Source organism: Paenibacillus sp. J22P169, assembly GCF_059691995.1.
In genome coordinates, this window is the sequence record NZ_JCAUAO010000003.1 from 333,658 (window position 1) to 352,796 (window position 19,139).

The 19,139-nt window shown below is 46.2% G+C and carries 14 protein-coding genes; 10 read left to right on the forward strand and 4 right to left on the reverse strand.

The genetic code is table 11. The annotated features are described in order from the left end of the window. Positions 1-54 precede the first annotated feature (54 nt). From AC58QG_RS19275 to AC58QG_RS19285, 3 genes are all read left to right on the forward strand, one after another. A complete protein-coding gene (locus tag AC58QG_RS19275) occupies positions 55-1,200 on the forward strand; it encodes an SGNH/GDSL hydrolase family protein (RefSeq protein WP_497363751.1) in 1,146 nt (381 codons plus the stop codon). A 156-nt stretch (positions 1,201-1,356) separates the two neighbouring features. Beyond that, the gene (locus AC58QG_RS19280) at positions 1,357-2,610 is read left to right on the forward strand and encodes an MFS transporter (RefSeq protein ID WP_497363752.1); all 1,254 of its coding nucleotides are present in this window, start codon (positions 1,357-1,359) and stop codon (positions 2,608-2,610) included. Positions 2,611-2,787: 177 nt separating this feature from the next. Further along, complete coding sequence (locus AC58QG_RS19285; RefSeq protein WP_497363753.1) at positions 2,788-4,008, forward strand: MFS transporter; 1,221 nt, start codon at positions 2,788-2,790, stop codon at positions 4,006-4,008. A gap of 43 nt (positions 4,009-4,051) precedes the next feature. Here the strand turns inward: AC58QG_RS19285 and AC58QG_RS19290 are convergent, their stop codons facing one another. Further along, entirely contained in the window at positions 4,052-5,782 is a 1,731-nt protein-coding gene (locus AC58QG_RS19290; protein ID WP_497363754.1) for a hypothetical protein, read from the reverse strand. A gap of 152 nt (positions 5,783-5,934) precedes the next feature. Here AC58QG_RS19290 and AC58QG_RS19295 point away from each other — a divergent pair, with 152 nt between their 5' ends. Beyond that, positions 5,935-6,699: a helix-turn-helix domain-containing protein gene (locus tag AC58QG_RS19295; RefSeq protein ID WP_497363755.1), complete on the forward strand. Its 765-nt coding sequence runs from the start codon at positions 5,935-5,937 to the stop codon at positions 6,697-6,699. A 41-nt stretch (positions 6,700-6,740) separates the two neighbouring features. Next, complete coding sequence (locus AC58QG_RS19300; protein ID WP_497363756.1) at positions 6,741-7,541, forward strand: serine/threonine protein kinase; 801 nt, start codon at positions 6,741-6,743, stop codon at positions 7,539-7,541. Positions 7,542-7,822: 281 nt separating this feature from the next. Here the strand turns inward: AC58QG_RS19300 and AC58QG_RS19305 are convergent, their stop codons facing one another. The 3 genes from AC58QG_RS19305 to AC58QG_RS19315 all read right to left on the reverse strand — a co-directional run bounded on the left by AC58QG_RS19305 (position 7,823) and on the right by AC58QG_RS19315 (position 10,834). Further along, complete coding sequence (locus AC58QG_RS19305; protein WP_497363757.1) at positions 7,823-8,692, reverse strand: EcsC family protein; 870 nt, start codon at positions 8,690-8,692, stop codon at positions 7,823-7,825. A gap of 286 nt (positions 8,693-8,978) precedes the next feature. Further along, positions 8,979-9,857: a carbohydrate ABC transporter permease gene (locus AC58QG_RS19310; protein ID WP_497363758.1), complete on the reverse strand. Its 879-nt coding sequence runs from the start codon at positions 9,855-9,857 to the stop codon at positions 8,979-8,981. A 26-nt stretch (positions 9,858-9,883) separates the two neighbouring features. Further along, positions 9,884-10,834 carry an ABC transporter permease gene (locus AC58QG_RS19315; protein WP_497363759.1) on the reverse strand — a complete coding sequence of 317 codons (951 nt, stop codon included), beginning with the start codon at positions 10,832-10,834 and terminating at the stop codon, positions 9,884-9,886. Positions 10,835-10,948: 114 nt separating this feature from the next. On the opposite strand from AC58QG_RS19315, the gene AC58QG_RS19320 reads away from it, so the two are divergent. The 5 genes from AC58QG_RS19320 to AC58QG_RS19340 all read left to right on the forward strand — a co-directional run bounded on the left by AC58QG_RS19320 (position 10,949) and on the right by AC58QG_RS19340 (position 19,007). After that, positions 10,949-12,661, forward strand: a complete 1,713-nt coding sequence (locus tag AC58QG_RS19320; protein ID WP_497363760.1) for a sensor histidine kinase — start codon at positions 10,949-10,951, stop codon at positions 12,659-12,661. 26 nt (positions 12,662-12,687) lie between these two features. Further along, positions 12,688-14,304 carry a response regulator transcription factor gene (locus AC58QG_RS19325; protein ID WP_497363761.1) on the forward strand — a complete coding sequence of 539 codons (1,617 nt, stop codon included), beginning with the start codon at positions 12,688-12,690 and terminating at the stop codon, positions 14,302-14,304. A gap of 113 nt (positions 14,305-14,417) precedes the next feature. Continuing rightward, positions 14,418-16,115, forward strand: a complete 1,698-nt coding sequence (locus AC58QG_RS19330) for a type 2 periplasmic-binding domain-containing protein (protein WP_497363762.1) — start codon at positions 14,418-14,420, stop codon at positions 16,113-16,115. 81 nt (positions 16,116-16,196) lie between these two features. Next, on the forward strand, positions 16,197-17,819 hold the full coding sequence (locus AC58QG_RS19335) for a glycoside hydrolase family 5 protein (RefSeq protein ID WP_497363763.1): 1,623 nt from the start codon (positions 16,197-16,199) through the stop codon (positions 17,817-17,819). 99 nt (positions 17,820-17,918) lie between these two features. After that, entirely contained in the window at positions 17,919-19,007 is a 1,089-nt protein-coding gene (locus AC58QG_RS19340) for a SurA N-terminal domain-containing protein (protein ID WP_497363764.1), read from the forward strand. Positions 19,008-19,139 lie beyond the last annotated feature (132 nt).

Below are 19,139 nucleotides of genomic sequence, written 5' to 3' on the forward strand. Positions count from 1 at the left end.
TTATGTTCATACATAGAGCACTTGATTTTTTTGTTAGGAAAGGAGACGTAGAATATGACTTGTACATGGACTAACCATCCCGTGAATCATCGTGGAGGGCTGCCTCACATCAAGGAGAAATTACTTCGCAATGAGCCGATTGTCGTTGCTTTTGTTGGCGGTTCTATTACCGAAGGTGCAGGGGCATCGGATTTGACGACGACGAGTTGGCGAGCCTTAACGGAGAGCTACTTGAAGCAACGATTTTCGTCTGAAAAAGTAACGTGTATCAATGCTGGCGTTGGGGGAACGACGTCTATGTTCGGTGCTCACCGGCTGCATGCGCACGTTCTGTCTCACGGTGAGATCGATTTGCTATTTGTTGAGTTCAGCGTGAACGATGGTGCGGATCGCCACGAATCGATCAGGGGAATGGAAGGTATCGTACGACAATACAGACGACTTTCGCCTCGTACGGATATCTGTTTTATTTACACAGCAGCGGATAAAAATTTGACCGAACATACGCCATTCAACATAGCTGTACATGAAGAAGTGGCTGCCTATTACGCGATTCCTTCTGTTAACTTTGCCGCTAGGGTATACGCCTTGATGCAGACAGACGAAGTACGTTGGGACGAACTTGCTTCCGATCGGGTACATCCAAATGATGAGGGGCATGCGCTGTATGCTGCGTTCGTGCGGGAGTATCTGGATGTAGCATTAGATGTGAGGCCGGCTGCGGAAACAGACACGGAAGGCGTTAACGGACAGGATGTGGCATCGCTACTGCCACCTCTTGAGCCCCACAATTACGAATATGCAGCCATGCGGGAGGTGGATTTCGCTGATCGTTTGGATGGTTTTGAATGGAGAGAGTTGTCATCAGAGCCGCTTATGAACTGGAGATATGACACACAACATCTGTATACGGATACTCTTGATGCGTCACTTTCATTCACTGTGCATGGGCAGAGTGCTGGCGTTTTACTGCTGTGCGGGCCTGATACGGGGACTTTCGAGTACGCTATAGACGGACTAATGTTTAACGAGGTTAACTTGTTTGATGATTGGTGTTTGCAGGCATATCGTCCTATTATGGCTATGTTTCCTATTCATGCGGAGCGAAGAAGCAGGCGAATTACCATTCGTCATACAGGGAAAAAAGATGAACGCAGCAAGGGAACGAGTATTCGTATTCTAAAGTTGTTAAGTAATTAGAGCAGGGATGTGATTCATAGCCTACTACGCTGCCGTTCCCCCAACTCGTCCCCCCTGAATTCGAACATGATATTCATCCTTCTGCAAAATAAGATTGAACCCGATGCCCTCGCCATGTAAGATAGAGCACATACTAGCAAGAGGAAAGGTGCATCTATGTGGACGTATATCGTAAATTTATTTCGTGATTTATCGCCTAACGTCAAGCGCTTTATTGCAACGGAAAGCTTGTTTGGCATCGGAGTTGGGATCTCTAGCCTCATCCTCAATTTACATTTATTGGATCTAGGGTTCTCCAAGGGCGACATTGGCAAAATTACATCGCTGGGGGCGCTGACCATTGGCTTGGCTAGCTTGCCTGCAGGCTTCATCGTTAAGCTTATTGGGCGCAAAACGATGCTCGTCATCGGTATGCTCTTGGCATTTCTTGCACTCGTGCTCTTTGGTATCGGGACCAGCATTGTCGCGGTAACCGTCGCGCAGCTTGTGTATTCGCTTGGTGTTACAGCGATCGTGAACTCCGAAATTCAATTGATTTTCCAATATTGCCGTACTAAAAAAGAAGAAACGAGTGCGTATTCGCTCTTGTTCGCTATATTTACGCTGTTTACCGGTCTTGGCACGTGGCTCGGTGGTTACTTGCCGGAATGGCTGCCCGGACATACGACGATGTACCAATATGCCTTCTTCGTTGCTGGCGGATGCTTAGGTCTCTCAGGCATATTACGGGGGCTGCTTCTGCCATCTAACCATGTCAAGGCGCAAGCCGTCACAACAGATGAAGCGGGCAGCGTACAAGCAGCGAAGCCTTCGGATCGGCCGAAGAAAAGGCATGCGTTGTATTTCCTGCTGCTGCTTTCCCTGCTTATTTTCAACTCTGGCTTTACGTTCGGGCTGCTTAGTCCGTTCTTGAATGTCATCCTGAAATTCCGATTTCAGATGGATGATGGTAACATCTCTGGCTTGCTAGCGTTGTCCGGATTTTTCTTCTTTATTGGCTCGATCGTTATGCCTTACGTTGTTGACAGATGGGGCAGCCGCAGGACGTTCGTGTTCCTGTTTCTGTATAATATCGTTGTCGTGGCGCTGATGGCGCTCGTCATGCCGACCTCCGTATTCGCCATACTGCTGCTTATTCGCGGGACGGGCTTTACGATGCTGAACAACTTGATGGACAGCGAATGCATGTCGGCTGTGGCGGAGGAAGATCGCAACCTGTTCGCAGGCATGCGGACTGTCTCTCGCAGCATCGGGAATACGATTGCCTCGTACTGGGCGGGCTACATTTTGGCTGGCAATCATTATTCGTTGCCCTTCCTGCTTACCGCGGTTGCCTTGCTAGCTGGGTTTGCCATTTACGCTTGGTTCGTCCAGGGGAAGCTGGATCGGAGACTGCAAGGCCAGACATGACAGCACTGTGAATGTAGACATAAAGAGCTCAACCATTTATTGATGGTGAGCTCTTTTGTATGTCTGCAAATGCTAGCTTTGCGGTCTTTCTTTTTAAAGAGAAACTAACAGGAAAACCTGCTATTATGAAGTTAATATCGAGCTTAGAATGAGAGAAGTATGAGGGGAAGTAAAGCCATGCTGGCAAACAAAGTGTTTCAAAAACTAGGCTTACAGATGAGCCCGGCAACTAAGCATAACTTGTATAGTGATTTTGGTGCAGCCTGTTTATTTAGTCTCTTTAATGTGGTCTTTAATCAGTTTTACATCGCACTTGCGATTAGACAAGGGGCTACGAATCTGGAAGTAGGGATTTTGGCAGCCGCTCCGGCGATTGGACTGCTGTTCTCGCCGATTTGGGCAGGGAGAATCGAACAATCGAATCCCAAACCTTTTGTCATCATCCCGAATGTAATTGGGAGAGCGCTATTGTTGCTTCCGGCATTTTTTGGTGCGCCCAGCGTCTATGTTGTGACGGCAATCGTTTTTTACTTTTTAATGGGCATACAAGCACCGGCTTATCCTGCGCTAGTTACACGTATGTATCAGCCTGAATTGCGCGGCAGACTAATGGGCTACGTTCGAGTTGCCATGGGAGCTATTATGATTCCGCTTGCTTACTTAGTCGGCTCGTGGACGGATAAGTCAGGACCGAGTGGACCGCTGATCACTGCGGCCATAACGGGTGTAATATCGATTCTTTTCCTAGCCCGCGTTAAGGAGATTGCTTTACCCACGAAGGTATCGGCACGCAAATCTTCATTTAAGGAACAGCTCAAGCTTGTGAAAGATCACCGGGAGCTGGTCGTATTTTTTGCAGCAACGACATTGACAGGCTTTGGCAACATATTGGCTAGTCCGTTATACCAGATCATCCAAGTCAGAGAGTTGCAGTTGAACAACATCGAAATTGGGGTTGCGCGTATATCCTATTATGTGTGTTTATTGGTTGCGTATTTCGTTGTTGGTTGGGTGATTGATAGATTTTCTGCGAAGCAAACGCTGGTCTATGGATTGGCGGCGTTCGCGATTGTTCCTTTACTTTATGGGATTTTTGGGAATTATCCTGCTGTGATTATTGGTAGCGGAATCCAGGGAATAGGCGATGCAATCTGGGATATTGGCATTCTTGCTTATATTTTTCGTGTTGTACCTGGACGAGAGGCAGTCGTGTTCGGCCTGCATTTAATGCTGTTTGGTATTCGCGGCTCTATCGCTCCATTAATAAGCACCGGTCTATCCGATTACATACCGATTTCAGGGTTGTTAATTGCCGCTGCCATTTGCGGGTGCATAGGAACAGTTGTTTTTTTGCTTCAAAAAGATAACAAAGTAATGGCGGAATCAGCCCCTCGTTAAAAACTACCTATCGTGGGGTTACCACAAAGTCATGCATTTACTTTCAGCTCAATCGCAGTTGTATCGTTGCACGCGATGCTTCCGTTCGAATGACGGCGAGTTTGTACTCCCCATTGCGGTTACCGTACAAGTCGGGCTCGATGACCAAGTCACCATTGTAGCGAATCATGTAGGCATGATCCTCCAGTGCGACTTGGACGGAGTGATCGGATGTCGTGATCGACGTTACGTCTTTGCCATTCGTGTGAAGCAGCGGCACGCGTATATAGAGTTCATCATATTTCGGCTCGACGAGTTCAAACGTTACTGAAACACCTTCCGCATTGAGGAGGTAATGCTCTTTCACCGCTTGGACGGCCTGTAGGTTGCCGCTATAGGTCACAGTAAATTGTACGCTTTCCGGCGTTTCCTCGCTGACAGCTAGTTCTCCCTGAATGCTCCCGTCACAGCATTCGGATAAATATTGAAGACTGCCATCTTCCCGTTTCCATGCGGGACCGATGGCTGCACAGCTTCGTTTAATCCCCTCCCGTAACTCGAATGAATCACCCGATGAGAACGGAACTGATAGGCCCAGCTCCGTAGGAACGCCAGCGCGATGGATGCGGCCTAAGCCTGTAGCGTCGTAATGCGAATCGGCGCAAGTGTCGATTTGAATGGAATAACCTGCGGCATTCGCAATCACTTTGTGGAAGGACGGGGAGGTGGCAACGACATATCCCCCCACTTCGGCTGGACACGGAGCTTCAGCAATCGTATCGTCCGCGAACAGATAAGCGATGCTTAAGAACGCTCCCATCGTAATCATGTATTTGTCATAGAAGCCATAAGATTCGGTGCCATACTTGCTGTCGATCGGATATAGGTTCTTAATGTGCCGTGCAGGTGTTTGGACAAGCCACCTCTGAATCGATGCGATGGCAAGCCGTGCACTTCGCTTAAATGCCCCAGCTTGCTCGAGATCACCAATCCGGGCATACCGGACGGCTTCAAACTCAGCATTTGCAGCAATGAGCGCTTCGTTAAATAGGAATTGATTGCTTCTTCCACCGAAGGGGTGCTCGTAAGCAGCAGATTGCAGTTGAAGTGTCCAGAGTCCGGACTTTCGAAGCAGTTCATTCAACGCCGAGGCGAACTCCCCTTGATAACCAAGACCCAGTAACAGTTGAATTTGAACTCTTGTCGTCAGATCGTACAATATCGGGTTGCCAGGATCGCGGTACATCCCGTTCTCATCGAATCGAGCCAATTGTAGGGGCCAATGCTCATGGAAATAGGCAAGCGTATCCGTCACGCCTTCCTTCTCCCGAAGAAATTCCCCAGCCATATTGTAAATGTTGATGTTGTGCAGATGACGCTTGCTTTCTTCGTCCCGAATGACGAAGCCGTAATGGATGCTGGGATTGATCTCCTTCAGGCAGGAAAGCCACTGAGCCTTGGAGTCCTCTGTACATCGCGGTCCCATGAACTGCAGGGCAAGCATAATTTCTTTGATGGAGAAGTCAGCGATAGAGTCCCGCTTTAACAGGGGGAGCTCACGGCAACTCTCCGTCATCATGTGTTCCCACAATGGCTGAAGATCCTGCAGCCGCCCAGCAGAAATTAGACATCCAAGTACAGTCAAAATGCGAGAATAGGACTGCAAATCAAGTCGAGTCGTACCATCTTGGCACACTCTTTGTTCAATTTGATGCCGAGAATAGCAATTGAAAGCAAGTTCCATCGTATCCAAATAGGTATCTTTCGTATGTACTTTTGAAGGGCTCACTGTCATGTTTAGGCGCACCTCTGATTACTGTTTTTACTAATTGTAGTTGACAGAGAAGCAATAGACCATGGACATTACTGAGAATACCTTAACAAAATTACGATATTTAACTATAATAAAATGAAACGTAAAGAACTCGACCAGAGGATGTAAATCAGATGAAAATAACCCAAGTGATGTACTACAAAGCGGGGCCGGATTGGCATCATGACCAATTCGTACAAGATTATGACTTGTTGCTGCTGATCACGGACGGCAAGCTTATCTATGTGATTAACGGAACAGAGATTTGCCTGGAAAAAGGCGATGTCGTATATCTGCCCAACGGAACTGTGCGGATTGGTCTGCCGATGAAAGAACAATTCCACAGTAAATACGGTGTTCGTTTCCTCCCAGATGCTGGCGATGACGAATTCAGTATGCTGCAGGCGGGTAAGCCGGTAAGGCTCGCCTCTAAGAGGCTGCCATACTTGGAGGAAAGATTGGCAACGTTGATGCAGCATTGGAGAACGAAGGACATGTATTATCTTCCGATGTGCCGAGGTATATTACTCGAAGTTTTATCTCATGTGAGTCGTGAGCTGCATAGAGGTGTAAACGGAAGAGATCCCCAGTTTGTATATCTAGTTCGCGATTATATTTATGAACATTATCGTTCTCCGCTTACGGTTAAGGAACTCGCCGATCATGCGGGCAAGACACCCTCATACCTCATTACGTGCTTTACGCAGGCGTTCGGTTGCCCACCGTTACAATTCATGCATAAGCTAAGACTTGCTAAAGCCGAAGAGTTGCTCCTCTCGACGGAACGAAGCATTGAAGAGATCTCTCTTGAACTTGGATACTGTGACTCGACATATTTCTATCGTGTATTCCGCAAGCATCATGGCACAGGACCGCTGGCATTTCGGCTGCAAGTGTAGAGAGCGATGGGGCTACGAGCCATAAAGGAGGCCAACGAACTGTGAAATCCTATCTGAAACGGGTATATGAAGCATGGATCGACTATCCTCGAAGAAGGGGAGAGGTCATTCGAGGTCGCTATCAGATTGAACGCTTCCTAGGGATGGGAAGCTATGGGTTAACCTACTTATGTCTGGACAGAGACTCCGGTCTAGAAATCGTGGCGAAGCAAGCAAAACCGAGTAAAGATCAGCTCGCCCAAGACTTATTGCGCCGCGAAATGGCGATTATGAGTCAGTTGGAGCATCCTTCCATTCCAAAATGCTACACTTCATTCGAAGAATCGAAGCGCTTGTATATGATAACCGAATATATCAAAGGGCAGACTGTTGAGGATTTAATTTTTGAACGAGGAGCTCGTTTTGGGGAAAAGGACGCTTTAAGCTTCATACGCCAATTATTGGACATCGTACGATTTATTCATGAGCAGGGCATCGTTCATTTAGATATCCGAATTCCAAATGTCATTTTGGGTGGGGAAAGAATGAGCCTAATTGATTTCGGTTTAGCCGCGCGCCTGGGAGAGCCAGCTCGGTTAACGATAGATTCCGATGAGGAGCTAATCCGTAGAAGGACCGTAGACGTCACTTCAGATCTGTACGCCATCGGCCACTTCTTATTGTTTATGCTGTATTCGACCTTTGAATCAGGCGGTGATCAGGAGGTCGCGACAATGGGTTGGGAGCAAGAGTTGTCGATATCTGCACAGACAAAGCATATACTGCGGAAATTATTGCAGATCGATTCGCCATACGTGAATACGCAAGCCTGTATCGAGGAGTTGGACAGCTTATTAGCTTAAAAAGAAAAAGCCACTTTCGCGGCTTCGGATTAGCTGGAGCTTCCACCTCTATTTTTATAATAACGCTGTCCTTGATGAGTGTGACCGTACCCTCCATGGTTACTTGAAGAATAGCGCCGCGTAATATGTGCTCTGTGATTAGAACTGCTGTGTCGATAGTGACGGCCTCGTCTGGAATGGAGAAGAGACCCAAATAGTTTACGCAGTAAATATTTGATCATCTTACATTCCTCCTTTCGCGGTTTACTCCTTAATACGGTAAACGAAAGGGATGGTTTCAGCTAGCTATCGACTTGGGCGTGCAAGCGCTCGAGAACACGCCGCTTGCGATACAGCATTTTAGCGGCTTCACCCACATCTTTCAGCGTCCCACGGTTGATCCAAGCGCCGAAGAGAATACCTGCAATCGGAATGAGCTGGAACAGCTTTTTCCATCCCCAATTATCGCGATACGTGGCGAATACTTCGCGCCAGCCCTGAAGCTGAGAGATCATCTGCACACTCTCCTTATCCACAGAGGCATAGTTCGCCAGTTCTTCGAGAATCGCCTTTTTGCCCACTATGTCGGAGGACGAGAATTGGAGAACCTTAATCGTGAAGATCCGCTCCTGCTTGTCTTTGGGATCGTAACCATAGCAGATGGCAACTTCCTGAATGGTTTTCAAAGAAAGACCTAGGATGGCCGGAATATCGATAGCGAGTGTCAAAATCCCGCCAATACCCGTTGTAGCGCCTTGCAAGGTAGCGATTTTCGAACGATTCAGGACAATCTCATCCGCGGTTTGATCCAGCACTTGCAGCGGTAATGTGCCCACGGATGCAATCGTAAGCCCCTCAGTAAGCTCATCTCGCTCACCCCCATTGCGCTCAAACACTTCTTCGACATGCCGCAAGGTCCCCTTTTCAGAAATCAAATACCGTCCACCGGCCTGCAAATAATTCCCGAGCTCGTCCAAGGCTTCACCTATTTTTTTATTCAAAAACTTCGGCGTTAAGCGATCCAGCACCTGGAAGGGAAGGCGCCCGAGCTTTTCCCAAAACCAGAGGTCTTTCTGGTCAGCTTCCCAGGCTTCTATCTCATGAAGAGCTTTCTGTAGCTCATTTCTTGTTTCCGTATGGTGATTATGGTGATTGCGTTCAAGATCATTCATGCTGTGCACAACTCCTTTCTACATCGTATACGTTTGTAATCGCATTTGGATGCAGGCCAATACGTCTTCGGCACCTATTTTATCAACAAAGAGGTTTTCTCATAGCATTCCAAAAAATCTTAGATTTTGTGCACACCCGCCATCCGATATACGGAGAATCAGAACCGGTTCGAACGATCACAATCAGATGAAGCGATAGCAGTAATTATAGTAAAACGCAGCAGGAGGGCGAATAAGCCGATCTGCTGCGTTTTTTATTTTGTATCATTCCTCAATCGTTGTTGGATTACTCTTTTACGGCTCCTATGACCATGCCTTTGACAAAAAAGCGCTGAAGGAACGGGTAGACGACCAGAATCGGAATCATCGCGATGAAGATTTGCGCGGCTTTTACACTCCGATTGGACAGTAATTCTAAATCTTCAAAATCAATACCGGTTTTACTGAGGTCGCGCGCGACGACGATGGTCTGCAGAAGCGTGGCCAGCGGCCACTGTTCGGGAGATCTCATATATAACATGCCATCAAACCAGTTGTTCCAATGGCCTACCAGTGTGAATAAGGAGAGGGTTGCAAGGGCAGGCATGGATATCGGTAAGTAAACGGAGAAGAAAATTCGGAAGGATGTTGCCCCGTCCATGGTAGCCGCCTCATCCAATTCTTTCGGTATCGCACGGAAAAAATTCATCATCAGAATGATATTCCAGACACTGAGCAGATGCGGCAGAATGTAAACCCAGAACGAACCAACCAATCCGACCTTCTGTATCAGCAGGTAGTGCGGGATAAGTCCGGCATCGAAGATCATAATGATCAGGAAGAACCATACGTAAAAGTTGCGTGGCTTGAATTCGATGTTGCTTCTGGACAAAGGAAAGGCAGCGAGAACGGTTACCATCATGGCCATAACCGTGCCGACCAGGCTGCGCAATACCGAGATTTGGATGGCATGCAGGAAGTTATCATTTTGAAAGGTTTTCACATAGCTGTCCAGATTAAAATCGATGGGGAACAGCGTGACCAGATTAGATTCGGCGGCTGTTTTTCCACTGAGTGAGACTGCAAAGATATGCAGCATAGGCAAAATACAAAGAATGGAGACAAGGATCAGAAGCGTCACATTCAAATAGTAAAACACTTTATAGGATGGATTTTTATAATACATAGCCTGTTCCTCCGCTGTTAGTCATTTTAAAATACACGGTAATTCGTCCATTTGTGCGAAATGTAGTATCCGGCGCTGATCAGTATGAACCCGACAGCCGACTTGAATAAGCCAACCGTGGCAGCTAAGCTGTATTGCCCGCCTTGGAAGTTACGGAATACAAAGGTATCAATAATATCTCCCTTTTGAAGGACAAGTGGATTAATCAGGTTGTAGATTTGATCGAAGTTGGCATTCAGCATGTTCCCTAGGGACAATGTGAATACGACCACCATGATGGGAAGCAGAGAAGGAAGCGTAATATGGATGGTTTGCTGCCATCTACCGGCGCCATCGATTTCGGCGGCCTCATAAAGATCCGGATTGATACCGGACAATGCGGCAAGGAAGACGATCGCTGAAAAGCCGAATTCCTTCCATAAATCACTCACAATGACGGTGAAGCGGAACCAATTCGCTTCTCCCAGAAACATGATGGGCTGTAAATGAAAAGCTGTAAGTAAACGGTTTAAGACGCCGTCCAGTGAAAGCACGTCCAACAAGATACCGCCTAATATGACCCATGACATGAAATGGGGCAAGTACACCATGGTTTGAAGCGAGCGTTTCAACTTCATATTTCGGATTTCATTGATCAGTAAGGCAAAGGTGACGGGTACAGCTAATCCAAAAATAATTTTCAAAATGGAGATAATTAAAGTGTTCCAAATCACCTGAACGGAGCCTTTCATCGTAAATATAAGTTGGAAATTATCCCAACCAACCCATCTAGATCCAGAGATGCCAAGCCATGGCTTAAAGTCCTGGAACGCCATGATGATCCCCGGCATGGGGGCGTATTTAAAGATTAGAGCAACCAATACTGCGGGCAGCAGCATGAGATGAAGCCTCCATGTTTTGCGAAGCGGATGATTTCGTTTCCCTTTTACTCTTGCCGTTACAGGTGGCGATGATGTTATAATGACGGTATCTTTCATACATTATTTTCCTCCTCGACTTGCGTCTTCTGTATATTCATCTTAGGATGGAAGCGTTTTTTTGTATAGAATACATATTAAAGGTGACTGTCATTATCTTAAGGAGGTTGTGCAATGAAGCGGCACTGGCCTATATTCCTGAAAATCAACGGTGTCATACTCGTTCTATTAATTCCCATTGTCATTCTATTTGCGTATTTCAGCAGGACCAGCTTTCAGGTCATTGATTCACAGATCACGGCGTATAACGAAAGCCAGCTGCAGTTTCTGAAAAACCAGATTGAAGTGGGTGCCGAACGATTGTCCCTTTCCTCCAGTGTTTTAGCGCGTGACACCTCCATTTTGAAGCTTCAGACGAGTATTCTGACGAAGGACTACTACGGGATGATTGACTTTCAAACACAAGTAAAAGAAAAACTCTATCTTCAAAGCTTCTCCAGCAATTGGACTAATGATTTATCCATCTATTTACCCGATACCCAAAGAAGAATATCGACAAATCCGAATGATCGATACGATCAGAGCATCCTTGAAACAGCTGACAATGGGAAGTGGCACTTCCACCCGGGCGGATCTAACGAAACTCCGTACTATCAACTGTTTATCTGGGATCCGTACTTTTCCAAAAGTAATCCACAGACCGTAAGTGCGATTTATGAGGTGCGTTTTGGACTAGATAATATTAGGAAAATGCTGCGGTCATACAAACGAGATAGCCCGGGTTACTCCTTTTTATTGACAAGCACGGGCGAGGTGTTCTCGGTTTCTGATTCAAGTGATTCCGACTTAGAAAGTTTAGGAGAAAGACTTCTTAGGGAGGGCCTAAACGAAGGCGGGCATCGGAGCATACAGCTGGAGGAACAGAAGGCCTATTTGAGTTATACACATCTGCCAAGTATCGATGCTTATCTAATTGATTATGTACCTTTAAACACGTTTCACGCTCCGATTATCAAGAGTAGAAACTTGTTTTATATCAGTATGTTCGTGCTGGTTCTCCTTGGATTTGCCACTTCTTATCTCTTGTATCTTCATGTGCAAAGGCCGATTTCCTTTATCATGAAAGGACTCAAGCATATGGAGATGGGCGACTATTCGTTCCGAATCAATAAGCGGTTTCATAATGAATTTGATTACATGATGCTGCGATTTAATGATATGGGAGATGAGATCCAACATTTGATCACCAATGTATACGAGGAACAAAATCGTTCTCGCCTGGCAACGTTAAAGCAGCTCCAGTCGCAGATCAATCCACATTTTTTGTACAATTGTCTGTCTTTCATTGCCGGTTGTGCAAAAGCTGGATATACAGACACAATTAAACAGATGACTTATCATTTAGGCGATTATTATCGCTATACCACAAGGGTCGAGAATCAAATGCCTTTATTAAAAGAGGAAGTTGATCTGGTCAATCACTACTTGAATATTTATTCATTAAGGCTTGAACGTCTTGATTATCATATTGATATTCCTTCGGATATGCTGGATGAACCTGTGATGAGGCTTATTCTCCAGCCCGTTGTAGAAAATGCGATCGTACATGGCATTGAACCCAAACCGGGACGAGGAACGGTCATGATTTCGGGTCATCGTGAGTCCGACTGGAATGTTCTTGTTGTAGAAGATAGCGGTGTGGGGATGACAGTTCTGGAGATAGAGGACTATGTACAGAGTCTGGAGCGTCCTATGGATGAACATACAGGCTGCGGACTTTGGAATGTCAATCAACGATTAGTACAACGATTTGGTCCTGGTGCAGGTGTTATCATAGCAGCTTCGAATCGGTTGTCAGGTCTCAGTGTAGCACTACGTTGGAAATGAGAATAAGGTAGGGAGGCTCGGTAGCCATGATTCAGCTTCTGCTGGTTGATGATGAACCCATGTTATTAAAGAGCATGGTAGAGAATGATTGGACAAGTATCGGTGTTGAATACGTTTTTCAGGCGGCCTCGGGGCTGGAAGCCGTAGAGGTTTTAAAGAAAACACCCATCGATATCGTCGTAACGGATATCCGGATGCCGGGCATGAATGGGCTGCAATTATGCAAACATATACAGGATCACTATCCCCGGACCAAATGCATTCTATTGTCTGGCTACGGTGAATTCGAGTACGCGCGTCAAGCGATCATGTACGGAACGGTGAATTATTTATTGAAGCCGATTAAGGATGATGAGTTGATGGATGAGGTTTCTCGAGTCAAGATGCTCTTCCAGCAGGAATGGGAGCATGTAGGCTCTTTGGAACGGGCTCGTCAGACCCTTCACGTTCACCTGCCGTTATTAAGATCGAATTTATTAAATAACTTGTTGACGGGGGGTTCCATGTCAGCCTCCGCATTAGCTGAACGAATGAAGGAGTACCAGCTTCCGTTTGAACCGGGAATGGATTGTTCTTTTATCCTAGTAAGAATGGATGGTGGGTTTGGAGAGTCGGTGGGGGATGACTATTTGTTATACGAATACGCCGTCCATAATATCGCTTGCGAAATTTTAGAGGCGGATTACAACGTCTGGTACTGTAAAGATGCATTCGGGTATTTATGTTTTTTGCTGCAGGACAAAAGTACGGGCGGATCTTTCGAACCAATAGGCGATAAAGTGCTAGAGAAATCGGCCTATGAGCTGCAGTTGAAAGTCTCAGCCTTCTTGAAGGGGCAAGTATCCGTCTTGATTAGCGACAAGGGGATGTTTCCAGATGAACTCGCGCTGCATTACCGTAAATCGTTGAATGAATTTCGAAAGGTTCCCCGAAGTGATAGGGGAATCATGATCATGTCCGAGGAGCCTCGCGTCCAATCGAGGTCTCTGCAATCCTTATACAGTCCGCCAAGCATCCAGCAGCTATTAGAGGCTGGGCGGTGGGCAGATGTCCGTAAGAAATTGAGTGATGTTTTTGAAGAAATGAGCTCCAAAAAGATGGACACCGAAGAGAACATGATGGAAGTTATTTATACCTTGATGAATGCTTTTCTGTATATTGCGCACCTGCAAGGCAAAACCTTGATGGAAGTATCGGGGCTGGAGACAGACGTGTCGGCGGATCCGAGAGCGTTATATGGAGCGGACCAGGTCATGGAGTGGGCAGTAGGGGTACTGGAAAGCATGGAATCTGGCAGTATCCGTGAATTCAAGGACGGCAAAAACCAGCTTATATCGAAAATTCATCGTTTTATCGAGACGCATATTGCACAAGATGTTTCACTGCAAACGATCGCAGATCATGTGACCCTGCACCCGGTATATTTGTCATCGATGTATAAACAGGAAATGAAAGAAAATATCAGTGATTTTATCATGCGGTATAGGATGGAAAAGGCAGCAGTTTTGCTGGGTTCAACAGATATCAAAATATATGAGCTGGCTAGCCAAATGGGCTTTCAAAACCCGCCTTATTTTAGCAAACTATTTAAAAATTATTACGGGGTCACGCCACAAGAATACAGGGATCGGCATATCACCTAAATCTTAACAATTTCATACACCATCTTAAAACTTTATCACTTACCCCGCTGAAAGCGCTGTATTAATATAAAGGTGCAACGCAATACAGCTTAAAGGGAGGATCTTGATAAAAAATGGGTAAAAAACGATATCTACTTGCTCTTGCAGTGATTATGGTGTTCTCTATCGTAACAGCTTGTACGCAAAGCACAAATTCCGGTGAAAAGGGAGCGGAAACTTCGCCGACGTCCGCTGCACAGAAGGGGGCTTCTGCCGATGCCATCCAAAAGGGAACTTACAAGTTTGAAACACCAGTGACCATCACGACAGTCAAAGCCACGGACGCCACCATGAAATTTAAGAACGGCGAGACCATGGAAAACAATGTGCACACGAAATGGGCACACGATCAACTAGGCGTTGATCTGAAAGTTTTGTGGCAAGTACCCGGCGAACAATTCAATACGAAACTGAGATTGATGCTGACAGCAAACGAATCGCTGCCTGATGTGCTGACAACACAGGATATGACTTTGTTAGACGAATTGATTCAATCCGGCAAGTATAGAGATATCACAGCAGATTTCGAGAAATATGCATCTCCCAAAATGAAGCAAATCTACAACTCGAACCCACTGAATTGGAGCCAAGTAACATACGGTGGTAAAAAAATGGCCCTTCCTAACTTTGCTACTGCTGGGAATGACAATCCCGTGATGTGGATCAGGCAGGATTGGTTGGATAAACTCGGCATCAAGGCTCCCAAGACATTTGAAGAGCTGGAAGCTGTCATGCAAGCTTTCTTGGACAAAAAGCCTGGCGGATCTGACAATGTTATCCCGCTCGGTGCAAGTTTAGGGTCCGGCGGATCTTCCCCTAATCCGTTCACAAGCTGGCTTGGAGAGACTTCGTGGGTGTTCGGAGCTTTAGGTACGGTACCTTATCAGTGGTTGGAGAAGGATGGGAAATTGGTCCATGGATCGACGCTTCCGGCGATGAAAGACGGCTTGGCGAAGCTTAGGGACTGGTATAATAAAGGCTATATTTCGAAAGAAGCTGGCCTGCATGACGAGAATAAATTGGCTGAATTGATCGCTCAAGGTCGCGTAGGTATTGTAGTGGCTCCATCATGGATGTCGGGCTGGCCGAATACGGATATGCAGAAGAATGTGGCGGGGTCCATCATGAAGCCGTATCCGCTGCCAACGATGAATGGCAAAATAGTAGCCCGTGACACGACCTACTTAAGGGGCGGCTTATTGGTTAAAAAAGATTTCGAACATGTCGATGCGCTATTCCTATACTTGAATCGGATATTTAGTGCTGTAAACCCTGAAGAGGGCAGCGAGTTTGTGAATGGGTGGGCGAAGGATTACGATTATACATTCAAAGCTGATGGAACCTACTCCGTGACCGAAGGGGATATTCCGGGGGGCAAAGTCAGTCCGGCTAAATATTTGCTAATCGAACCGAAAGATCCATTTATCGGAATGAAGTTGAGAGCAGACATAAGTAGAGGGAAAGCTCCAGTAACGCCGAGTGAGAAGAAAATTGCAGTTAGCGGCCAGGATGGTCTCAAGGCAGCAGAGATTGTCGATGATGGCTGGAAAGCCGGCATCTATATTCCTCAAGCGTACACGGGTGCGAATACGCCGGCGATGCAATCCAAAGGCGGTATTCTCGTCAAATTGGAGGGGGATACATTTATCAATATTATTTATGGCAAAAAACCTGTTACCGAGTTCGATAACTTCGTGAAAGAGTGGAAGAGCCTAGGTGGCGATGATATGACAAAAGAAGTAAATGATTGGTATTCGAAAATGAAGAAATAGGATGAATGGGCCCGCTGGAAATCAGCGGGCTTCTTGTTAAAATAGGCCGAATGACAAAGGTGAAGTGGGAGTGAATAGAGCGTGAGTCAACTCGGAAATGAACTGGATGTAAGGGGTTTTGTCAGAGCAAAAGGAAGTAAACTGGTTAATGGGGAAGGCCGGGAAATCATCCTGCGGGGTGTCGGATTTGGCAATTGGCTGCTACCAGAAGGGTATATGTGGAAATTTCCGGAGCAAGGGGACCGGCCTAGACGAATCGAACGAATGGTCGAGAATTTGATTGGTCCTGTGAAAGCCGAATGGTTCTGGGAGCTGTATTACGAACGGTATATAGCGGAGGCAGACATCGAACGAATTGCGGGAGAAGGCTTTAATTCCGTAAGGGTCCCAGTTAACGCACGCTTCCTGATGGAGGAAGGAGAGACGCTTCAGATCAAGGAGCATCATCTGGCTTATATCGATAGGGTAATCAGGTGGTGTAGAGACTATCACCTTTATGTCATCCTGGATTTGCACGGTGCGCCTGGCGGGCAGACGGGTTCAAATATTGACGATTCGGAGAAGGATCATCCTAACTTATTTACGGATGAAAATAACAAGCAGTTAACCGTCGGGTTGTGGCGGATGCTGGCAGACCGTTATAAAGACGAATGGATTGTGGCCGGTTACGATTTATTGAACGAGCCGCTGCCGGATTGGTTTTCGGAATATAATCACCACATCATGCCGCTTTACAAGGAGATTGTCAGGGCTATCCGGGAAGTGGATGCGCGTCATATGATCATTCTGGAAGGCGTACATTGGGCGACGGATTGGTCCATTTTTACCGAGAAGATCGACGATAATCTGATGCTTCAATTCCATAAGTACTGGAGTAATCCCGATACGGAGAGCATAAGTCCTTATTTGGAGAAAAGGGATGAGTGGAACGTGCCGATCTTTATGGGCGAAGGTGGGGAAAATAGTAACGAATGGTACATAGGAGCCTTTCAATTATTCGAGGAGCACGGCATTTCATGGAACTTCTGGCCATGGAAAAAGTTAGACACGGAAAACACTCCTTGTTCTATTAACATGCCGAACAATTGGCAGCTGTTAACCCGATATTTGGAAGGGGGAGACTGCCCAACTCCAGCTGTCGCTGAGAGCATTTTATGGGAATACCTAGACAATTTGGCATTGGTGCATTGTACCTATCATTCGGATGTTGTAAGATCCCTATTTCGGAGAGTGCCGATTCGAATTCCTGCGATCTTCTACGGATTTAAAGGGAAGGGTGTCAGCTTCGGAACGACCTTAGACCATGAGAATCTCATTGGATTCCGTGAACAGGACCGTACCGATATTCGTTTCGTGGAAGGCGGAGAGTTGAAGTCGAATTATTGGCATGGACGGGGGAAGTCGGATAAACGCTCGTTCGTTCAATTAGCAGCAGGTGACTGGCTAGCCTATGATGTTATGGACAACGGTTCGGATTCAGTAAAGTATACGATTCGGATGATGATTAGCCCCGTCGAAGAGAGCGCTTGTATGAAGCTCACAATGAATGGTGCGGATTTCGGCAGTGTGGAAGTCGTTGGGGATGCGAATAGCTGGCAGCAAATCGATCTAAACGTCGTGCCTCCTCTGAAAACGGAACGGATGAGTTTGGTCATCCTAGCAGAGCGGAACGCAGTCCGGATTGAATGGATTGAAATTGGTTAGAAAGATGGTTAAAATCTTAACAAATTCCTAGGTCATCTTAAAACTTTATCTCTATCTCGAATGTAAGCGCTGTAATAAGATGAAGTTGGGGTGATCATAGTGAAGTTTATTAAGCGGGTTGTCGTAGTAATGGCGGTTCTCCCCATTGCCGGAGCCATCGTCTTTTATGCTTCGGCAGTGGCTAATTCAGGTCAGACTCCTGTTGCGATGGTGAATGGCAGCGTGATTACAACACAAGAATTCAAGAGTGAGTTGGAGCAGCAAAGAGCTTCGGTAATCGACTATTTCTATCGGTCACAAGGTGTGGCATATGGAAAGAATTTCTGGGAAACGGATTATAATGGCGAGAATCCGGAAGATACAGCAAAGAAGAGAGCTTTAGATGCAATCATCAGACTTAAGATTGAACTGGAACTTGCCGAACAGCACGGTCTGATACAAGGGACCTCCTATGATGATTTGCTCCATGAGATGGATAAAGAGAATAAGCGAAGGCTGGCCGCCGTAAAAGTTCGTGAGCCCATTTACGGCCCCGTCCAATTGGATGAAAACACGTTTATGAACGATTACATAAGCAAATTGCGGACGCAATTGAAGGAAAAGCTGTCCGAAGATGAATTAAGCGTGACCGAAGAGGAACTAAAGCAGCATTATGAGCTGCTCAAGGATACGTTGTTTACGATGGAGGACAGGATCAGATTTCAAAAAATCTCCGTTTCTTATAAGGAAGATGTACAGAGCAACACGAATAATCAAAAAAAGCAATTGATCAAGAAACGGATGGACGCCATAAAACTTCTCTTGGATAAAGGAGAAGAGATGGATCAAGCGATAAGAGAACTGCAAGGCGAGAAGGATGCGTTTGTGCTCCGATATTCCGTGGAGAACTTTAATAAGGATACGGCTGGCACCTACTTTAAGTCACAGGCAGTCCTCTATTCTGTACTTTCAGAACACTTGAGTGTCAATCAAGTGAGCCCTGTATTGGATGAGACCATGCAGGGCGAATATGTCCTTGTAAAGGTACTGGATAGAGAAATAGGTGGCTATAAAAGCTATGAAGAGAATGAACGTATTGTTTGGAGAAATTATCTAGACACCGCATATGATGACTATTTGGATAAGCTTATTCGAGAAGCTAACGTTGATATTAATGAAAGCAACTATAAAAGGGTTCCCGTCCATTAAGACGCCATACTGCTACTATTTGGGGTATGTACTGGGTTTATAACTACATTCTTGGAAGCGGTTACTCGACCTCGAGGGGAGTCACCGTTTTTTAAGATAACCTTTAACCATACTAATCTCATGTGATTAGTT